This is a genomic window from Bacillus sp. MD-5 (genome assembly GCF_002201875.1).
Classification (GTDB): domain Bacteria; phylum Bacillota; class Bacilli; order Bacillales; family Bacillaceae; genus Bacillus; species Bacillus stercoris.
Genome location: NZ_CP021911.1, coordinates 740,824 through 761,158 on the forward strand (window position 1 = coordinate 740,824; position 20,335 = coordinate 761,158).

Sequence of the window (20,335 nt, forward strand, 5' to 3'; positions counted from 1 at the left end):
GGGACACAAATGGCAGTAAAAGTAGTGATGCCAAAATTAGGAATGGCGATGAAACAAGGGGAAGTATCGATATGGAATAAAAAAGTAGGCGACCCGGTTGAAAAGGGAGAAAGCATTGCCAGCATTCAATCGGAGAAAATTGAAATGGAGATCGAGGCGCCTGAAAAAGGAACGCTGATCGACATCAAAGTGAAAGAGGGAGAAGAGGTTCCGCCCGGCACTGCAATCTGCTACATCGGAGACGCCAATGAGTCGGTGCAGGAAGAGGCAAGCAGGCCTGCTGCTGAAGACAGCGTGCCGCAAGCCGTACAGCCCGTCAAACAAGAAAACAAACCCGAAGCCTCCAAAAAAGATCGATTGAAAATATCTCCAGTTGCGAGAAAAATAGCGGAAAAAGCGGGGGTAGACCTGAAACAGCTGAAAGGCACCGGACCAGGCGGAAGAATCGTGAAGGATGACGTGACAAAGGCGCTGGCTGAACAGAAAAAAGCTCAGGCAAAACCTGTTTCTGATCAGAAAGCGCAGGAAACCCCGGTGACAGGCATGAGAAAAGTCATCGCTGCCCGAATGCAGGAAAGCTTGGCAAACAGCGCGCAGCTGACGATTACGATGAAGGCTGATATCACTAAGCTTGCCACTCTTCAAAAACAGCTTTCACCAGCTGCGGAAGAACGGTACGGCACAAAACTGACAATCACTCATTTTGTCTCAAGAGCCGCCGTTTTCGCACTGCAAGCTCACCCTGTGCTGAACAGCTTTTATCAAAATGAGCGCATCATCACACATCCTCATGTGCACCTTGGTATGGCTGTAGCCTTGGAAAATGGCTTAGTGGTGCCTGTCATCCGCCATGCTGAAAAGCAATCGCTGATTGAACTGGCTCAATCCATCTCAGAAAATGCCAAAAAAGCACGCGAGGGACGTGCGGGAAGCGACGAGCTGCAAGGCTCAACCTTCTCCATTACAAACCTTGGCGCTTTTGGAGTTGAGCATTTCACACCGATATTAAATCCGCCGGAAGCAGGCATTCTCGGTATCGGAGCAAGCTATGACACACCGGTGTACCAAGGGGAGGAGATCGTCAGAAGCACGATCCTGCCGCTCAGCCTGACATTTGATCACAGAGCGTGTGACGGCGCTCCAGCAGCTGCATTCCTGAAGGCGATTAAAACATATTTGGAAGAACCCGCGGCATTAATTTTATAGGAAAAGCAGGTGAAAACGACATGACACTAGCCATTATCGGCGGCGGACCTGCAGGCTATGCGGCTGCGGTCTCCGCGGCACAGCAGGGCAGAAACGTGCTGCTCATTGACAAAGGCAAGCTTGGGGGGACCTGCCTGAATGAAGGCTGCATCCCCACGAAGTCTTTGCTAGAAAGCGCAAACGTTCTTGATAAAATCAAGCATGCCGGCAGCTTTGGAATCGAACTCCCCGCAGGTGCGATATCAGTCGATTGGAGTAAAATGCAAAACCGAAAACAGCAGGTTGTCAGACAGCTTGTTCAAGGCGTTCAGTACCTAATGAAGAAAAATCAAATACAGGTTGTAAAGGGAACAGCCTCGTTTCTTTCTGAAAGAAAGCTTTTGATCGAAGGACAAAACGGAAAAGAAATCAGAGAGGCGGACCAAATATTGATTGCCTCAGGATCAGAGCCGATCGAGCTGCCGTTCGCTCCTTTTGACGGCGAATGGATCATCGACAGCAAAGACGCGCTTTCTCTTTCCGAGATTCCGTCTTCACTTGTCATTGTCGGCGGCGGTGTCATCGGGTGTGAGTATGCAGGGCTGTTTGCCAGATTGGGATCGAAGGTGACCATCATTGAAACAGCGGGACAGCTGGTCCCTGCAGAAGATGAAGATATCGCCCGTCTCTTTCAAGAAAAGCTTGAGGAAGACGGTGTTGAAGTGCATATTTCATCCAGGTTAGAGCGGGTGGATCAAACAGCGAAAACGGCAATATGGAAAAGCGGCCAGCGTGAGTTTAAAACGAAGGCCGATTATATACTGGTGGCGATCGGCAGAAAACCCCGTCTTGACGGATTACAGCTGGAGCAGGCGGGAGTTGATTTTTCTCCAAAAGGCATTCCGGTGAATGGGCACATGCAGACGAACGTGCCTCATATTTACGCGTGCGGAGATGCAATAGGAGGCATTCAGCTGGCACATGCCGCATTCCATGAGGGCATCATTGCTGCTTCTCATGCTTCTGGAAGGGATGTCAAAATCAATGAGAAACATGTGCCGCGCTGCATCTACACGTCCCCGGAAATCGCGTGTATCGGAATGACAGAACGACAGGCAAGAAGCGTATACGGGGATGTGAAGATTGGCGAATTTCCTTTCTCCGCAAACGGAAAGGCGCTCATTAAACAGCAAGCGGAAGGAAAGGTCAAAATCATAGCTGAACCGGAATTCGGCGAAATTGTAGGTGTTTCTATGATTGGTCCGGATGTAACCGAGCTTATCGGCCAGGCGGCAGCGATCATGAATGGTGAGATGACGGCTGATATGGCGGAGCATTTTATCGCCGCCCATCCGACTTTATCGGAAACATTGCACGAGGCGCTGCTAAGCACGATCGGGCTTGCAGTACATGCATAATAAGAGGAAAAGCAGGCGCATGGATATTAGGCGCCTGCTTTTTTATTGTTGAAAGCGCTTTATTTTTCCCCTACAATAGATGAAAACGGCGTGTAAGGGAGGAGCGATCAAGGAAATGAATTCGGTCCCAAACGATTTGCAAACCTGGAAACGTTTTGTGAAAGACGGTGTGCTTGACGAAGCCCGAATAAGAAAACGGATCGCCGAGTCATGGCATCGCTGCAAAAAAGCTGAGGTCAATCCTTATTTAGAAAAAGGCCCGAGGGTTTTACAGCAAACGGAGCTGGATCAGCAGTCAAAAAAGCATTCATTCTTCCTGACGACCGCAAAGCCTTACCTCGAAAAACTGCTGCCTGCCATAAAAGAAATGGGAATGATGGCGCTGTTAATTGATTCAGATGGTGTTGTACTGGCATTGGACGGCCATCCCCGCGCGCTCTATGAAGCCAAACGCATCAATTTTGTCGAAGGGGCATGCTGGACAGAAACGGCTGTCGGAACAAATGCGATTGGCACGGCGCTCCACATCAGCGAGCCGGTTGCAATACAAGGGTCAGAGCATTACTCTATCGCTTCCCATCTTTGGAACTGTTCAGCCGCTCCGATTCACCATGAGGATGGCAGCCTTGCGGGTGTAATTGACATATCATGTCCGGCGGCAGGCGCGCATCCTCATATGCTTGGTATTGCCACGGCGATTGCCTATGCCGCTGAACGGGAACTCGCAGCTAAAAGCCGTGAGAAAGAGCTGGAGCTGATCAGCCGTTTTGGGGAGAGAGCTGCATCCAGTGTGCCGATGGTGCTCTGTAATAACAAGCAGCACATCGTCAGTGCGAGCATGCCGATTCGAACCTCAATGCCGGATTGGCAGGGCCGGCATCTGTACGAGTTGAAGGAGCGGGGCTATTCAATCGAAAAAGCTGTCACCATAGGAGGTGGCGGCACTTGTTTTTATCTTTCGGAACAAAAGAAAAAGAAGGCGTTTCGATTCAATGGAGTGATCGGGCAAAGCGGCCGATCGCAAGCGATGCTGATGCACCTTGAACGAGCAGCTGCGACGGATGCAACGGTCTGTTTGTCGGGTGAAACGGGTACGGGGAAGGAGGTCGCGGCTCGCGCGCTTCATGAGAACAGTGAGAGACGGCACGGTCCGTTTGTTGCTGTCAATTGCGGAGCGATTCCGTCTGATTTGATTGAAAGCGAACTGTTCGGCTATGCGGAAGGCGCTTTTACGGGAGCGAAGCGAAATGGCTATAAAGGCGCTTTTCAAAAAGCGAATCAAGGCACCTTATTTTTAGATGAGATCGGAGAAATCTCCCACTCGATGCAGGTTGCGCTTTTGCGCGTGCTTCAGGAACGCAAGATTACGCCAATCGGCGGGGCAAAAGAAATTCCGGTTGATATCAGAGTCATTGCCGCCACACATTGTGATTTACGCGAGCTTGCCGAAAGCGGAAAAATCAGAGAGGACTTGTTTTACCGCCTTCATGTCTATCCAATTGAACTTCCTCCATTGCGCGATCGCCCCGAGGATATTCCGGACCTCTTCGAGTACTTCAAACAGAAGAATCATTGGCCAGGCGAACTTCCTTCTGATTTTTGCGAGGTGCTGAAGCATTGGAAGTGGCCGGGAAATATCCGTGAGCTATTTAATGTGTTTGAACGTCTTTCCATCAGATTTCCGGACGGCGGGCTTGGGGATGAGCCGCTTTCCGCTTTACTGGAAGCCGCTGGACTGCCAGTCAGCACTGCAGAAAAACAGCCCGCTGCTGCCGGCGTGCTCAAACTTCGTGAGCAAATCCAAAAGGATATGATGATCAAAGCGCTTGAATCCGCAAAAGGAAACGTCTCTCAAGCCGCCAAAATCAGCGGGATCCCGCGAAGCACTTTTTACAAACGCCTGAAAAAATTCAATTTGTCCGCTGAATCATAAAGCATACTTCCTTCAGGAAATGGAAACATTATGTATTGAAGGAGGGTGTTACGATGAATATACAAAGGGCGAAAGAAATTGTAGAATCTCCCGATATGAAAAAAGTAACGTACAACGGTGTTCCTATTTACATTCAGCACGTGAATGAAGAAAACGGAACAGCAAGAATTTATCCGCTTGACGAACCGCAAGATGAGCATGAAGTGCAGCTGACAAGCTTAAAAGAGGATTAAACAAAAATGGCCCGCTTCATAAGCAGGCCATTTTGTTTATCCGCGCGGCGCAAATAAGATGACGCAGACACCGATGAGACAAATGCATGCGCCGATCCAATCATACAGATCAGGTGTTTTCCGGTCAACAAGCCATCCCCACAGGACCGCAAGCACGATGAATACCCCGCCATAAGCGGCGTATACACGGCCGAAGGAAGGGAAGGACTGGAATGTCGGAAGAATGCCGTAGACAATCAAGATCAATGCTCCGGCGATCCCATAGCCGACTGGCTTTGCCTCTCTCAGCCATAGCCAAACCAGATATCCGCCGCCTATTTCGGCAAGCCCCGCCGCGAGAAATAAAAGAATGGTAATCGGCATCATGTGCACTCCTCAAGTTGCTTTTCTCTTTCATTATAAAGGAGGAGAGCTGTTAAAGCTTTGGATGATTTTCAAATTCCTTTAAATACGCGCTGCGCTGCACCTCCGTAAATTGGCCGATCCAGTTGCTTTTCGCCTCTTCATTCAGATGAGGGAGGATATAGCGTTCCACTGCTTCAAAAAACAATGGATTCGCGATAATGTTCCAAGTAGGGATGCGAACGACTTTTCCGTCTGTTTTCTCGATGATAATATCTTCAAAAAAGATCCCTTTCAAGCTGTAATGATGCCGTCCCATATAAATCCGTTTTACCTCAGAAAACATCACGCTGCGCTTTCTAGAGAAAATCTCGCCATCAGGCCCTGTTTTTACGCTGAAAATGACATTTCCCCGGCTTGTGAACGCCGGAAAAGCCATAAAAAATGTGATCAATCCATAAACGATCGCCATTAATCCGCCGCCCAAATAAAGCAGGGCATACTTAGATTCAAATGTAAGAGCTTCAGACACCAGCCATACTCCTACAATAAAAGCGCCTCCTGTAGCGAGGAACAGCCATATTCTAAAAAACAGTCTGCTTTTGACCTTAATTATTTCATTGTTTTTCAATTGCTATTCTCCTTTATCGCTCTTTAGCAAAAAAGTATTCCTTTTATCACATCTTTATTTGCTGTTACGATAGAAAATTCATTTTGGGTAATGCCTGTTACCAGCCAAGTATGACGGCTGCCAGGCAGGACGAAAGCCATATCAGCCACTTCCGGCGTGTTGTCTTTGTCATAAACCAGCCGCATCAGCGTATCCATTTTTCCTTTTCGCAAAGCCAGATCATTTACAAAACGGGTCACGTCCTCTTGGTGATCATGCTTATCTAGAAATTCCTTCAGATATGCGGGAGTGTCTGAAGCGCCCTCCAGAAGCCATTCGAATTCAGTTGACGTCAGGGTGATCATTGATTCTTTATGATCTTCTGCATCTATTACATTTAAAAACTCGTATGTTTTAGAGAGTACTCCATTAGTTGAATCCATTTTTTTGATTCTATGTACCTGTTCATCAAACAGCAATTCATGAGAGTAAGTGCCAAACTTCGAAACATGGCAGGATATATTCTGTTCTTTGGCTTGTTCATCAAATTTGGATAGCTTCACTGTATAGTCCGCATCGTTTAACACATGGATAAACGGACAGTATTCGTCCTTTAACCGATATTGATGATTCCGATATTCCGCCGCCTCCTTGGCTAAGAGTGAGCGGCACGCAGCTTCAAATAAAGAGCCGAGCTGTTCATCTTCTATTTCGGGAAAATAGGCCTGCTTCAAGGCCATTCCCTGTTCAAAAAACCCTTCGCTGTAAAAACAAAACAAGAGTTCTTCTATGCTAATTGTAAACTGCTTCATTGTTTATTCTCCTATCCAAATGAAAATTTCCCTTTAAGGAAATGGGTTGCGCCGTGTATAAGCGAATCCGCTGTTTTCTTTGCTTTTTCCATTCCTTTTTTCGCGCTGTCTATCCCTTTATGTATCGATTTATTCGCCGCATCTATGCCGTCATTCACTGATTTGACGACTTTGCCGGCTGATTCCAGCCCTTTTTTGGCTGTATCAACGACAGCATGGATCGGCTCTTTCAGCTTTATCGCTGCTTTTTCAGCATAGACTGATGTGAATTTTGCGATTTTTTCCCCAACAAATCCGCCTACCGCCGAACCAATTGTGCCTCCGACTACGGTGCCGACAGGGCCTAACACACTTCCTACGGCACCGCCTACAACAGCACCAGCTGTCGCACCGCCCGCAATAAAAATGGTGTTATTCACAGCATTCCCGACGGCCTTGGCGTTTTCACGCTTGAGAACTTCCGGTTTGTCCTGGTATTTCGCGTAATTTTCAGCTATTTTCAAGCTCGCTCCGAACGTTTCGGTCGCACCGGTAATCAGTGTGGCGGTAATGGCATTTCCTTTCGCGAATTTCAATCCTGTTTTTCCGACATCCTTCAAAGTTGAGCGTACGCCGGCCTCATTAAGAAATCCTTTTGTGTAGCTTCTGACGCTGTTTGAAAAATCGACCGTGTCCTGAGGGAAGTATTTTGTAAACTTTTTATGTACCAAATCTGAAAATGGCCGGTTTGTCTTTTTTAACAAATATTTAGGGTTCAAAAGCACTCTTGCCGCTTTTTGATAACGGGAGCTGTCAACGGCCCTGGAAATATCCAATAGAAGTTTTGAGTGCTGGGCGGTATGCAAGCCGCTTGGCTGTTTCACAAATTTCGTAAGCCCTAATCCATAATATTTTCCCTGTGTCAGCATAAGGGCGGTTAGGCTTGTCATCGTGCCGTATTTGTCGTAGGCATTGTAGAGCTTTCGCAAAATATCATCTTGCTCCACAAATTTATCGCCCGTTTTTCTGATGAAAATCTCATTGTCACTCAGCTTGGTGACGAGCGCTTTTCCTGAGCTCCACGCATCGCCCACTCCGGAAAAACAGCTGCTGTAGCGTGGATCGCATTGCAAAATCATCTGCCCCAGCTCCACATGCAGATCCTTATATTTGTTTTCCATATCAGTCAATTCAGTGACTACATCATTTGCAAACTGTTCGAGCTTATCCGGATCAACTGCAATATTTCCTGACACACCGTTCACCTCCCGAGTTTAAGTCTTTCCTCTCTTGCTTTACGTTCCAGTTCTTCCATTCTGGCAATTTCAGCTTTTCGTTCTTCTATTTTGACAGCGGCTGCCTTCAGCTCCTGGCTTGTTTCAAGCAGCTCCTGTTCAAATTGGTCGTAGGCGGCTTTCGTTTCCTCGAAATCCTGGTCAAACGAATCTCTTGCTTTTCCCTGCCAAGCATCTCCCATTGCAGATAACCGGGATTCAAGCAGCATTTTGGAGCTTCTGACCTCTTCTGCGGCCGCACTGTACTTGTTTGCCAGCTCAATGACTTTATATGAGTCCAACTTTTGTCCCCTGCCTTTTCTAAATTCACGCACAATTGGATGTTTTATATAAATGATTATAAATAATTCGGCATGTATCCGAATCGTACAAAAGAACCTTTTCATAAGAACTGGAAGGGCGTATATTCACTTAAAATTCACAGTTGATGAGACTTTAAGATTACAAAAAAGGAAAAAAAACCAAATCTTACGGACGGAAGGTAAATGAGAAATTTCCCACTCTATGGGAAAAAACACTAAAATTGATCAAATGACCTAAGTGCGCCAAACGTGTTACGGGACGGGCTCTCCCATGGTATAAATGAAATTGTAAACGTTATCAAGGAGGTCGTCATATGAAGAAAAAATCATTCTCAATTGTAATAGCGGGCGGAGGAAGCACTTTCACTCCAGGGATCGTACTCATGCTCTTGGACCATTTGGAGGAGTTTCCGATCAGAAAGCTGAAGCTGTATGATAATGATAAGGAGAGACAGGATCGCATTGCAGGCGCCTGTGATGTTTTTATCAGAGAAAAAGCGCCGGATATTGAATTTGCAGCGACGACTGACCCGGAAGAAGCTTTTACAGATGTCGATTTTGTTATGGCGCACATCCGGGTAGGGAAATACGCAATGCGCGCGCTGGATGAACAAATTCCGTTAAGGTACGGAGTTGTCGGCCAGGAGACATGCGGGCCGGGCGGGATCGCGTACGGGATGCGTTCGATCGGCGGTGTGCTTGAAATATTAGATTACATGGAAAAATACTCGCCTGATGCGTGGATGCTCAATTATTCCAACCCTGCGGCCATTGTAGCTGAAGCTACGAGACGCCTTAGACCGAATTCTAAAATTCTCAATATCTGTGATATGCCGGTTGGAATCGAAGACCGGATGGCGCAAATTCTTGGCTTGTCCTCAAGAAAAGAAATGAAGGTCCGCTATTACGGATTGAATCACTTCGGCTGGTGGACGTCGATTCAGGATCAAGAGGGCAACGATTTAATGCCGAAGCTGAAGGAGCATGTATCTCAATACGGTTATATTCCGAAAACAGAGGCTGAAGCGGTGGAGGCAAGCTGGAATGACACGTTCGCCAAAGCGCGTGACGTGCAGGCCGCAGATCCTGACACACTGCCAAATACGTATTTGCAATATTATTTGTTCCCAGATGATATGGTGAAAAAATCAAATCCGAATCATACGCGGGCGAATGAAGTCATGGAAGGGCGCGAAGCTTTTATTTTCAGCCAATGTGACATGATCACACGTGAACAGTCCTCGGAAAACAGCGAAATTAAAATCGATGACCACGCATCGTATATCGTTGATCTTGCCCGGGCGATTGCCTACAACACAGGTGAAAGAATGCTGTTGATCGTTGAAAATAATGGCGCAATTGCGAACTTTGACCCCACTGCGATGGTTGAGGTGCCATGCATCGTCGGCTCAAATGGGCCTGAACCGATTACCGTCGGCACCATTCCGCAATTCCAGAAAGGGCTCATGGAGCAGCAGGTATCCGTTGAAAAGCTGACTGTTGAAGCGTGGGCGGAGAAATCCTTCCAAAAGCTGTGGCAGGCGCTGATCCTGTCAAAAACAGTGCCGAACGCGCGTGTGGCAAGACTCATTCTTGAGGATTTAGTGGAGGCCAACAAAGACTTCTGGCCTGAGCTTGATCAAAGCCCAACCCGCATATCATAAATGAAATTCCCCCATTTTCGAATCTGTAATTGTATATAATAGAAAGAAAATGGGGGGATCTGATATGCAGCTCGAAGAACTGATCAATCAGCACTACAGCAAATTGAATGACAATGACTTTCATATTTTAAAATATATATTGAATCATAAGCACACATGCTATCACCTTGGAATCGACGCGCTGGCCAAAGCTTGCAGTGTATCGCGTTCCTCAATTTTGCGACTTGCCCAAAAGCTCGGTTTCAGCGGCTACAGTGAATTTCGCGTCTTTTTAAAGTGGGAAGATCAGCCGGAAGAAGGCGAGAGTATGAGTTTTGAAAAGCTGCTTGATGATATTGAAGCAAATTTGAAGTTCTTACGGACAAAGGACATGACGGACATGTGCCAGCTGATTGATGAAGCGGACCGCATTTTCGTCTATGGTTCTGGAAATGCGCAAAAGATATGCGCCCGCGACCTGCAAAGAATGTTTATTCCGCGCCATCGCTATCTTATTTTGATTGAAGACACGAATGAATTTAATCTGATGCGCGGGGATTTTAAAGTGAACGATCTGTTTATCATCATTTCTCTTTCCGGAGAAACACCGGAGCTGATTCCTCAGGCAAGAATGCTTTCTGCAAAGGGTATTCCCTTTATTTCCATTACGAATTTAAAAAACAATGTCCTCGCCCAGCTGACTCCGCATAATCTTTATGCGACAAGCAAACCTGTGACATTAAGCGATAAAACGGAAATTGTCGCTTTTGCACCGTTTTTTCTCGTTGGCGAAGCATTGTTCCGCGCATATGTTGATTACAAAGAGGCAGAAAAAAATGACAATGAGTAGCAGGGGGTTTTGGTATGATGCAAAAAATTCAGCGCTTTGGAAGCGCGATGTTTGTGCCTGTTTTATTATTCGCGTTCGCCGGCATTATCGTCGGTATCAGCACGCTCTTTAAAAATAAAACCCTCATGGGATCGCTCGCCGATCCTGACGGTTTTTGGTATCAGTGCTGGTATATCATTGAGCAGGGCGGCTGGACTGTCTTTAACCAAATGCCGCTCTTATTCGCCATCGGTATCCCGGTTGCTTTGGCGAAGAAAGCTCAGGCACGCGCTTGTTTGGAAGCGCTTACTGTTTACCTGACCTTCAATTATTTTGTCAGCTCGATATTGACGGTATGGGGAGGAGCATTTGGTGTCGACATGAATCAAGAGGTCGGCGGAACGAGCGGATTAACAATGATTGCGGGCATAAAAACGCTCGATACCAACATTATCGGAGCCATCTTTATTTCTTCGATTGTCGTCTTTTTGCATAACCGCTATTTTGATAAAAAACTGCCCGATTTTCTCGGCATCTTTCAGGGTTCAACGTATATCGTGATGATTTCCTTCTTTATTATGATCCCGATTGCCCTGGCAGTGTCTTATATATGGCCGATGGTTCAATCTGGAATTGGCTCGCTTCAAAGCTTCCTGGTTGCTTCCGGGGCGGTGGGCGTTTGGATATACACGTTTTTGGAACGGATTTTAATTCCGACTGGCCTTCATCATTTTATTTACACGCCGTTTATTTATGGCCCGGCTGTAGCGGAAGGCGGGATCGTCACGTATTGGGCACAGCATCTCGGCGAATATTCGCAAAGCGCCAAACCGCTGAAGGAACTCTTCCCGCAAGGCGGATTCGCGCTTCACGGGAACTCGAAAATCTTCGGTATTCCGGGTATCGCTCTTGCTTTTTATGTGACAGCCAAAAAGGAAAAGAAAAAACTCGTCGCAGGGCTGCTGATTCCTGTCACACTGACAGCGATTGTCGCGGGAATTACAGAGCCGATTGAGTTTACTTTCTTATTCATTTCACCATTCTTATTTGCGGTTCACGCCGTGCTTGCCGCCACAATGTCGACAGTTATGTATATGGCCGGCGTCGTCGGAAACATGGGAGGCGGACTGATCGAAGCGGTGACCTTGAACTGGATTCCGCTCTTTGGCAGCCACGGCATGACATATGTATATCAAATTTTGATCGGACTCTCGTTTACAGCTATTTATTTTTTCGTCTTCAGATTTTTAATCCTCAAATTCAATATCGCTACACCAGGACGGGAAAAGGATGAACAGCAGGAAACAAAGCTGTATTCCAAAAAGGAATACAGAGAACGAAAAAACAAGGATGAAACGGCCTCCGCTGCTGAAACGGCGGATGACACCGCTTTTCTGTATATTGAAGCGCTGGGCGGAAAAGACAACGTCACTGAAGTCACAAACTGCGCCACCCGTCTCAGAGTCAGTGTCAAGGACGAAACAAAGGTTGAACCCGACAGCGTATTCCGGGCGCTTGGCGCACATGGCATCGTCAGAAACGGGAAGGCGTTTCAGGTGATTATCGGATTAAGCGTGCCGCAGATGCGGGAGCGTGTGGAAAAAATATTGAATCAATAAAGACAGCCCTCCTTTTCGGGAGGGTTTTCGTTTGCCGTCAAAAAGACCGCCATAGTAAAGTAAAGAAAGAGACAATCGAGTAAAAAGGGGTTTGGAGGCTTTTACATGCAAAAGGCTTTGTCGTTTTTAAAACCATATTCATTGCTGGCGGGAATTGCGCTGATTCTTATGCTGACGGAGCTTGTAGTTGAACTGATGCAGCCTTTATTGATTGCGAAAATCATCGACGATGGGATATTGAAGCAAGATCTGCGGCATGTATGGAAATGGGGCGCGGTTATGATCGGGCTGACCGTGCTATCCTTTGCGGCGGGGATGCTGAATTCCTTTTATGCCGCCCATGTCAGCCAAAGCTTTTCCTATGATACGAGAAAAGGGCTTTTTCAAAAAATCCAGTCCTTCTCCTATTCTACATTTGGACAGTTTTCATCCTCTTCTTATATTACAAGGCTGACAAACGACGTCACACAGGTTCAAAATATGATTTTTATGAGTTTGCGGTTTATGCTGCGGGCTCCTTTAATGATTGCAGGCGGCATTGTGCTGTCGCTTGCCGTTAATGTGAAGCTCGGCTTTTTTCTGCTTGTGGCGATTCCGATCCTGATCTTGTTTTTGCTATGGGTATTAAAGAAAGGCGGGGCGCTGTTCCGCTCAGTGCAGAAACGGCTTGATCAAGTGAACACCATCATGCAGGAAAACTTAACCGCAATCAAGCTGATCAAAGCGCTGCTTCGCGGCAGCCACGAGGTCAAAAAATTTATCAAAGCCAACACAAGGCTGATGGAAAAAACGGTTTCTGCCTTTCAGCTTGTGGAATTCACGATGCCTGTATTGATGCTTTTGATGAATCTCTGCATCCTGTTGATTTTGTGGGCGGGGGCCTACAGTATCACGAGCGGAAGCACTCAGGTCGGCGATGTTGTTGCGATTATCAACTATGCCACACGAATTACGGGCGCGCTTTCGATGTTTCCGTTTTTGATTATGATTTTCACAAGGGCGAAGGCTTCAGGAGATAGAATCGGCGAGGTGCTTGAAACAGAAGGCGACGAGCGGGAGGAGGGCATCATATCTGATCGTTTGGCGGGACGGATTGAGTTTCAGCATGTATCCTTCCGCTATCCTGAAATGGACAGGGAAGCGCTCAGAAATGTCTCATTTTCAACAAAGCCAAGAGAAACGATCGCGATTCTCGGTGCGACAGGCTCGGGCAAATCCACGCTTTTTCAGCTCATCCCACGGCTTTATCAGCCGGATGCAGGCCGCATTTACATAGATGAAAAGCCGGTTCAAGATTTTCCGGCTGAAGGGCTGCGCAGGCAAATTGGATATGTACCGCAGGAGGTTCTCTTGTTTTCGGGCACAGTCAAAGAAAATATCGCTTGGGGCAAAGAAAATGCTTCACTAAATGAAATAATGGATGCGGCCAAACACGCGCAAATTCATGAAACGATTTTGAAGCTCCCAAATGGATATGACACAGTTTTGGGGCAAAGAGGCGTCAATCTGTCCGGCGGCCAGAAACAGCGGATTTCCATTGCGCGGGCACTGATTCGAAAACCGGCTATCCTTCTATTAGATGACAGCACAAGCGCGCTTGATCTGCAAACGGAGGCGAAGCTGCTTGAAGCAATCAGCACATACGAGTGCACAACATTGATCATTACGCAAAAAATGACCACAGCAATGAAAGCTGATCAGATTTTGCTGCTTGAGGACGGCGAACTGATTGAAAAAGGCACTCACAGTGAGCTGCTTTCTGAATCTCAGTTATACAAGCGCATTTACGAGTCACAATTCGGAAGGGAGGGGAGCGAGTCATGCTAAAAGACATCCGCAAGCCTTTCCAATATCCCAAACTGCCAATTGACAAAAAAGAAAGCGCGAAAAAGCGGGCGAAAGCAAAGGATACAAAGGGTACACTGAGACGAATCTGGTCTTACTTGGCTGAACGAAAAGGACTTCTCGTACTTGTCATGCTGATGGTTGTCATCAGCGCGATATTCGGGCTCCTTGGCCCCTTTGTGATCGGAAAGGCCATTGACCATTTTATCGTTGGGAAAACGGTCAATGGCTTGATTCCTGTTTTGCTTCTTCTGCTCGCTATCTATATCATTCAGTCCCTATCGCTCTGGTTTCAAAACTATTGGATGATTACGATCTCGCAGGGCACGGTTTTCAGAATGAGAAGCGAATTGTTCACCCATCTGCATGAGCTGCCGATTCCGTTTTTTGATAAACAGCGGCACGGCGAGCTGATGAGCCGGGTGACGAATGACATCGAAAATGTCAGTTCTACCTTAAATACGTCAGTCATTCAAATTTTGTCAAGCGTGATCACCTTTGTCGGGACCGTTGCGGTGATGCTGTACATGAGCCCGCTCCTTACATTGATTACGCTGACCATTATTCCGGTAATGGCAGCGAGCCTGAAATGGATCACCAACCGAACGGGAAAGCTGTTTAAAGAACAGCAGAAAAATCTTGGTGATCTGAATGGGTATATTGAGGAATCTGTTTCCGGCGCAAAGGTCATCAAAGCCTATTCGCGTGAGAAGCAGATTACTGCTGAATTTCTCGAAAAAAACGCTGCTCTCAAGACGTCGGGCTTTTGGGCGCAGACGATTTCAGGGTTTATCCCGAAAGTCATGAACTCTTTGAATAACTTAAGCTTTACAATGATTGCGGCAATTGGCGGTCTGTTCGCGCTGAAAGGCTGGATCTCGATCGGCTCAATCGTCGTCTTTGCCGAGTATTCAAGACAATTTACACGTCCTTTAAACGATCTGGCCAACCAGTTTAATACAATGCTGTCCGCAATTGCCGGCGCTGAACGGGTATTTGACGTGCTTGATGAAAAAGAAGAGCGCGAGGATGAAAAGAACGCCGTGCATCAGCCTATCCAAACAGGAAGCATTGAATTTCGGGATGTGTCCTTCGGTTACGATAAAGGGCGACATACACTGAAGCATTTACAGTTTACCGTGCCTGCCGGGCAGTCCATTGCGTTTGTCGGGCCGACGGGAGCGGGAAAGACGACCGTCACCAACCTACTCGCCCGTTTTTACGAGCCTGACGAAGGAAAAATTTTAATCGACGGTACAGATATTAAAACCCTTACTAGAGCAAGCCTGAGAAAAAACATGGGATTTGTTCTTCAGGATTCGTTTTTGTTTCAAGGAACGATCAGAGAAAATATTCGCTACGGCAGGCTTGATGCTTCTGATCAGGAAGTAGAAGCAGCTGCAAAAACAGCAAATGCCCATAGTTTTATTGAAAGGCTGCCAAAAGGGTACGACACCGTGCTGACGCAAAACGGCTCGGGCATCAGTCAAGGACAGAAACAGTTGATTTCTATAGCGCGAGCGGTGCTTGCCGATCCGGTTCTTCTCATTTTGGATGAAGCAACAAGCAACATTGATACCGTAACGGAAGTCAACATTCAAGAAGCGCTTGCCCGTTTAATGGAAGGAAGAACAAGCGTCATCATTGCCCACAGGCTGAATACCATTCAAAGAGCGGATCAGATTGTGGTGCTGAAAGACGGCGAAATGATTGAAAAGGGCAGCCATGATGATCTGATCCGGCAAAAAGGATTTTACAGCAACTTATATGAAAGCCAATTTAAGAAATAGACCTTTGTCCTGCACAGAGGTCTTTTTTGTTACAGTTTTATAGTACTTTTATGTCATTTTCGTAAAATGTAACAAAATTACTTGACGTAAACAAGTTATGTATATATACTAGCTTACATTAAGTAAGTGATAACATTTATCAAGGAGGATCAAATGAATAAATCATTTGAAATTGGCACATTACTTTTAAGGGTTATTACAGGTATTATCTTTTTTGTCCACGGTTTGTCTAAGTTTCAGGGAATGGAGGGCACCATCCAATTTTTCGGCAGCATAGGCCTTCCAAGCTTTATGGCGTATGTCATCGCAGCGATTGAACTCATTGGCGGAGTGCTTGTCTTCTTCGGATTGGCTACACGTATTGTCGGTGTACTATTCGCGCTTACACTGATCGGCGCCATCATCACAGTTAAGCTGAAAGCGCCATTCATGGGCAATGCAGAATTTGATTACCTTCTGCTTTTGACATCCATCCACCTGGCGCTTACTGGAAGCCGATTCCTGGCACTGGACCCATTAGTGTTTAAAGGAAAAAAGAACACAAACGTATCAGCATAAGAAAAGAGGCATACAGCATGACCAGCATTCATGAGGATACACACATTGGCTATGCCAAACTCACAATCCGCAGTTTGGAGCGTTCCCTTCAGTTCTACTGTAACGTCATCGGTTTTCAAGTTTTAAAAAAGACGGATCATCGAGCTGAATTAACGGCTGACGGGAAGCGCGTTCTGCTTATTCTTGAAGAAAATCCAAGCGCCGTCGTCTTGCCTGAACGGTCTGTGACGGGTCTTTATCACTTTGCGATTCTTCTTCCGGACAGGAAGGAACTTGGGATCGCGCTCGCCCGCCTGATTGAACACGGCATTGCCATCGGACATGGGGACCATGCTGTCAGCGAAGCGCTCTACCTGTCTGATCCTGATGGCAACGGCATTGAAATGTACGCTGACCGCCCCCGCAGCACGTGGCAGCGTGACCGGGAAGGGAACTACGTCATGACGACAACCGCTGTTGACATTGAGGGCCTTTTGGAAGAGGCAGGAGATGAACGGAAAACTGCGCTTCCCAACGATACAATCATCGGACACATTCATCTGCATGTCAGTGATTTGAATGAAGCAAAAGCGTTTTATACAGATGTGCTTGGCTTTGACATTGTCGGAAACTATGCGGGCATGTCCGCTCTCTTCGTTTCAGCCGGAGGCTACCACCATCATATCGGCTTAAACATTTGGGCGGGAAGAAATGCGCCGCCCAAACCGACAAACGCCAGCGGACTAGACTATTACACGGTTGTCCTGCCTCATCAAGAGGAACTGGATCAAGTGGCTGACCGAGTCAAACGCGCCGGATATTCGATCGAAGAAACGGAAAACAGCTTCCGCGTGAAAGATCCTGTTTCCGGGGCCCATATTCTATTTGTGAATTGACTGCAATCCCCTTGCCGAAAAAACGGCAGGGGGATTTTTTATTTTCCAGAAACTCCTGTCAAAAATGCCCTGAGGAAGGTATGATAAGAAGGGAATTGGGTATCGGGAGTGATGAGCGTGAAGGCTCTTTTTTTTACGAGAATGTTCACCTTGATGGTGAGTTGTTTAATGTATTTGTCCATTGTCAAAGAGGATAACTGGTTTGGATATGTATTTATCGCAGCAGGTGCTTCCGTGTATGCAGCCAATCATGTTTTACTGACAAAAGAGACAAATGCCTTCTGGTTTTGTCTGATTGATATTGCGGTCGGCTTTTCGTTCGGATTTATCTTTCCCGGCACAGGTTTGTTCATTATTATGCTTTGTCCGGTTGCGGTCGCCTTTTTTCTGCGGGGGTTTTCTAAAAGAACAGCCTGGTCTGTCTTATGTCTTTGCTCTATTTTGTTTTTGGTCGTCCTCATCCGTACATATGCGATGTTCGGCAATGAATTTGTCATTGATCATTTGACCAGCATGACATTCGTTGTTTTTTGCGGTGTCGTCGGCAAATTAATCCGCAAGCTGTTGGATGCGCAGGAAACGGCAAAACAGCAGTACCGGGAACTGACAGAATCCCACTTGGCGCTGTCTGCTGCCCACGAGGAGCTGCATTTATATGCGAAGCAGGTTGAAGAGCTGACCGCCATTTATGAGCGGAACAGAATGGCAAGGGAAATCCATGATACAGTCGGACACAAAATGACAGCGCTCCTCGTTCAGCTGCAGCTTTTGCGTGAATGGCAAAAAAGAGACAGCCAAAAAGCGGATGAGACAGTCGGTGTCTGTGAAACGCTCGCTCGTGAAGCGCTTGATGATGTCCGCTTATCAGTACGCACCCTGCAAACGGAAAACGATCCTTCGCTAATCGAATCGCTGAAACAGCTGACAGAAGACTTTTACAAAAATGCAGGAGTCACAACCGAATTTGCGGTTAGCGGTGATCCTGCAATCATCCCGCTGTCTCTTCATCCGACCCTGATCAGAACGGTGCAGGAAGCACTGACCAATGCCAAACGGCACGGCGGCGCCACAGCCTGTTCGATACAGCTTGCCTGCACAACGGACAGCGTAAGCCTTGTCATTAAGGATGACGGCAAAGGAAATCCAGAAGCGGCACTTGGCTTTGGTCTCTTGAATATGAAAAAGCGGGCAGCGGAGCATGGCGGAATGATCCGCTTTGAGAGCGAACGGGATCAAGGGTTTACTGTAATCGCCGAATTTTCACTGGCTAATAAAAAATGGAGCTTCGGGCCCGCGCAGCAAAAGGAGAATTTATCATGATTAAGATCATCATTACCGACGATCAGGATATCGTCAGAGAAGGGCTGGCATCCCTGCTTCAGCTCCGAGAAGAGCTCGATGTGATCGCAACGGCGCGAAACGGACAGGAAGCCTTCGAAAAGGCGAAAGAGCTGGAGCCGGATATCGTGTTAATGGACATCCGCATGCCAATCTCCAATGGTGTCGAAGGAACAAAATTGATTACAAGCTCTTTGCCTGGCGTAAAGGTTTTGATGCTGACAACCTTCAAGGACTCAGAGCTGATTGCTGAAGCGCTTGAAGAAGGAGCGAGCGGATACCTGCTGAAGGACATGTCGGCAGATACGATTGTAAAAGCGGTCATGACTGTTCATTCTGGCGGAATGGTGCTTCCTCCGGAACTGACTGCTCAAATGCTGAATGAATGGAAGCGTGAAAAACAGCTGAAAGGAATAAGCGAGATAGAAAAACCTAAGGAGCTGCTCGACTTGACCGAGCGCGAAATCGAGGTTCTGGCTGAGCTGGGGTACGGGCTGAATAACAAAGAAATTGCTGAAAAGCTGTACATTACAGAAGGCACAGTCAAAAATCATGTTTCAAATATCATCAGCAAGCTGGCTGTCAGGGACAGAACCCAAGCCGCCATTTACTCGGTCAGATATGGTGTATCTGTCTTTTGACATATGACGTTTTGCATATGCATTTCTCTAAAAAGGCCTTTTACAGGCCTTTTTTTCATGCCTTACATTCTATCCGGCGCTACATGCCGCACGCCTTTCTTTTTTCTACAATGGCAATGGGATTAAAAAGGAGTGAAACAACGTGCTGCAAGCAGAAAACATCAAAAAGGCATATGGAAAAAAAACAATTGTGAAAGGCATTTCATTTTCCCTCCAAAAGGGGGAGTCATTCGGGCTGCTCGGGCCAAATGGTGCGGGAAAATCCACAACCATCTCGATGATTTCCGGCCTTGTGCCGCATGACAGCGGGAACATCACAGTCGGCGGCTGTGTCATCGGAAAAGAAACCGCCAAAGCGAAACAAAAAATCGGTGTTGTCCCGCAGGAAATTGCTTTATATCCGACGCTGACGGCTCATGAGAATCTTATGTTTTGGGGAAAAATGTACGGACTTACGCACGGTCAGGCCAAAAAAAGATCGGCAGAGGTTCTTGAATACGTCGGCCTGACTGAGCGTGCCAAAGATAAAATTGAAACATTCTCCGGAGGGATGAAGCGAAGAATCAACATCGGTGCGGCTTTAATGCATAAGCCCGAGCTGCTGATTATGGATGAACCGACTGTCGGTATTGACCCTCAGTCAAGAAATCATATTTTAGAAACGGTGAAACAGCTCAACGAATCGGGCATCACGGTGATCTATACGAGTCATTACATGGAAGAGGTTGAGTTTTTATGCGATCGGATCGGAATTATTGATCAGGGCGAAATGATTGCGATCGGTACAAAAACTGATTTGTGCAGCCGTCTTGGAGGCGATACCATCATTCAGTTCACAGTCAGCGGGATCGATGAAGCGTTTCTTTTTGCAATCCGTTCATTGGCTCATGTGAATGATGTAACAGTACATGATTCAGAGCTCAAGATTGAGATTGCTGCGGCTCATCATGAGAAAGTCGTCACCAGCCTGCTTGCTGAAGCCGCTGCCCATCATATAAACCTGCTGTCCCTCCAGGTGCAGGAACCGAATCTGGAACGCCTGTTTCTGAATCTGACTGGCCGCACGTTGCGGGATTAGGGGGGGACGG

The 20,335-nt window shown here is 47.0% G+C and carries 19 protein-coding genes; 14 read left to right on the forward strand and 5 right to left on the reverse strand.

Annotation, left to right across the window (positions count from 1 at the left end; genetic code table 11):
* Positions 1 to 9: 9 nt before the first annotated feature.
* The 4 genes from acoC to CDO84_RS03490 all read left to right on the forward strand — a co-directional run bounded on the left by acoC (position 10) and on the right by CDO84_RS03490 (position 4,769).
* On the forward strand, positions 10 to 1,206 hold the full coding sequence (gene acoC / locus CDO84_RS03475; RefSeq protein ID WP_040083720.1) for an acetoin dehydrogenase complex dihydrolipoyllysine-residue acetyltransferase: 1,197 nt from the start codon (positions 10 to 12) through the stop codon (positions 1,204 to 1,206).
* A 20-nt stretch (positions 1,207 to 1,226) separates the two neighbouring features.
* On the forward strand, positions 1,227 to 2,603 hold the full coding sequence (gene acoL, locus CDO84_RS03480; protein ID WP_040083719.1) for an acetoin dehydrogenase complex dihydrolipoyl dehydrogenase: 1,377 nt from the start codon (positions 1,227 to 1,229) through the stop codon (positions 2,601 to 2,603).
* Positions 2,604 to 2,718: 115 nt separating this feature from the next.
* Positions 2,719 to 4,536 (forward strand): acetoin dehydrogenase operon transcriptional activator AcoR, encoded by a 1,818-nt coding sequence (gene acoR, locus CDO84_RS03485; protein WP_040083717.1) that lies wholly within the window; start codon positions 2,719 to 2,721, stop codon positions 4,534 to 4,536.
* Positions 4,537 to 4,589: 53 nt separating this feature from the next.
* Complete coding sequence (locus tag CDO84_RS03490; protein ID WP_014663227.1) at positions 4,590 to 4,769, forward strand: small acid-soluble spore protein H; 180 nt, start codon at positions 4,590 to 4,592, stop codon at positions 4,767 to 4,769.
* Between the two features lie 36 nt (positions 4,770 to 4,805).
* On the opposite strand, the gene CDO84_RS03495 is transcribed toward CDO84_RS03490, so the two are convergent.
* Genes CDO84_RS03495 through CDO84_RS03515 form a run of 5 tightly spaced genes read right to left on the reverse strand, consistent with a single transcriptional unit; the run spans position 4,806 to position 8,088 of the window.
* The gene (locus CDO84_RS03495; RefSeq protein ID WP_082033035.1) at positions 4,806 to 5,135 is read right to left on the reverse strand and encodes a YnfA family protein; all 330 of its coding nucleotides are present in this window, start codon (positions 5,133 to 5,135) and stop codon (positions 4,806 to 4,808) included.
* A 49-nt stretch (positions 5,136 to 5,184) separates the two neighbouring features.
* Positions 5,185 to 5,742: a YfjD family protein gene (locus CDO84_RS03500; RefSeq protein WP_040083713.1), complete on the reverse strand. Its 558-nt coding sequence runs from the start codon at positions 5,740 to 5,742 to the stop codon at positions 5,185 to 5,187.
* 23 nt (positions 5,743 to 5,765) lie between these two features.
* Positions 5,766 to 6,533, reverse strand: coding sequence for a hypothetical protein (locus CDO84_RS03505; protein WP_040083712.1), 768 nt, complete (start codon positions 6,531 to 6,533; stop codon positions 5,766 to 5,768).
* 11 nt (positions 6,534 to 6,544) lie between these two features.
* Complete coding sequence (locus CDO84_RS03510) at positions 6,545 to 7,768, reverse strand: hypothetical protein (protein WP_040083711.1); 1,224 nt, start codon at positions 7,766 to 7,768, stop codon at positions 6,545 to 6,547.
* Between the two features lie 5 nt (positions 7,769 to 7,773).
* Positions 7,774 to 8,088: a WXG100 family type VII secretion target gene (locus CDO84_RS03515; RefSeq protein ID WP_029317469.1), complete on the reverse strand. Its 315-nt coding sequence runs from the start codon at positions 8,086 to 8,088 to the stop codon at positions 7,774 to 7,776.
* Between the two features lie 335 nt (positions 8,089 to 8,423).
* Between CDO84_RS03515 and glvA the strand changes: the two genes are divergently transcribed.
* The 10 genes from glvA to lnrL all read left to right on the forward strand — a co-directional run bounded on the left by glvA (position 8,424) and on the right by lnrL (position 20,325).
* On the forward strand, positions 8,424 to 9,773 hold the full coding sequence (glvA, locus tag CDO84_RS03520; protein WP_040083710.1) for a maltose-6'-phosphate glucosidase: 1,350 nt from the start codon (positions 8,424 to 8,426) through the stop codon (positions 9,771 to 9,773).
* A 64-nt stretch (positions 9,774 to 9,837) separates the two neighbouring features.
* Positions 9,838 to 10,602 carry a MurR/RpiR family transcriptional regulator GlvR gene (gene glvR / locus CDO84_RS03525; RefSeq protein WP_014476181.1) on the forward strand — a complete coding sequence of 255 codons (765 nt, stop codon included), beginning with the start codon at positions 9,838 to 9,840 and terminating at the stop codon, positions 10,600 to 10,602.
* A 14-nt stretch (positions 10,603 to 10,616) separates the two neighbouring features.
* Positions 10,617 to 12,200 carry a PTS maltose transporter subunit IIBC gene (gene malP, locus CDO84_RS03530; protein WP_040083709.1) on the forward strand — a complete coding sequence of 528 codons (1,584 nt, stop codon included), beginning with the start codon at positions 10,617 to 10,619 and terminating at the stop codon, positions 12,198 to 12,200.
* 105 nt (positions 12,201 to 12,305) lie between these two features.
* Positions 12,306 to 14,027, forward strand: coding sequence for an ABC transporter ATP-binding protein (locus CDO84_RS03535; RefSeq protein WP_040083708.1), 1,722 nt, complete (start codon positions 12,306 to 12,308; stop codon positions 14,025 to 14,027).
* The gene (locus CDO84_RS03540) at positions 14,021 to 15,835 is read left to right on the forward strand and encodes an ABC transporter ATP-binding protein (RefSeq protein WP_040083707.1); all 1,815 of its coding nucleotides are present in this window, start codon (positions 14,021 to 14,023) and stop codon (positions 15,833 to 15,835) included. The genes CDO84_RS03535 and CDO84_RS03540 overlap by 7 nt, the downstream gene beginning before the upstream one ends.
* A 153-nt stretch (positions 15,836 to 15,988) precedes the next feature.
* Positions 15,989 to 16,393 (forward strand): DoxX family oxidoreductase CatD, encoded by a 405-nt coding sequence (gene catD, locus CDO84_RS03545; RefSeq protein WP_014663239.1) that lies wholly within the window; start codon positions 15,989 to 15,991, stop codon positions 16,391 to 16,393.
* Between the two features lie 17 nt (positions 16,394 to 16,410).
* Positions 16,411 to 17,268: a catechol 2,3-dioxygenase gene (gene catE, locus CDO84_RS03550; RefSeq protein WP_040083706.1), complete on the forward strand. Its 858-nt coding sequence runs from the start codon at positions 16,411 to 16,413 to the stop codon at positions 17,266 to 17,268.
* A gap of 117 nt (positions 17,269 to 17,385) precedes the next feature.
* Positions 17,386 to 18,588: a two-component system sensor histidine kinase LnrJ gene (gene lnrJ, locus CDO84_RS03555; protein ID WP_040083705.1), complete on the forward strand. Its 1,203-nt coding sequence runs from the start codon at positions 17,386 to 17,388 to the stop codon at positions 18,586 to 18,588.
* Positions 18,585 to 19,247 (forward strand): two-component system response regulator LnrK, encoded by a 663-nt coding sequence (gene lnrK / locus CDO84_RS03560; protein ID WP_040083704.1) that lies wholly within the window; start codon positions 18,585 to 18,587, stop codon positions 19,245 to 19,247. Before lnrJ ends, lnrK begins: the two co-directional genes overlap by 4 nt.
* A 142-nt stretch (positions 19,248 to 19,389) precedes the next feature.
* Entirely contained in the window at positions 19,390 to 20,325 is a 936-nt protein-coding gene (gene lnrL, locus CDO84_RS03570) for a linearmycin resistance ATP-binding protein LnrL (protein ID WP_040083703.1), read from the forward strand.
* The last annotated feature ends 10 nt before the right edge of the window (positions 20,326 to 20,335 follow it).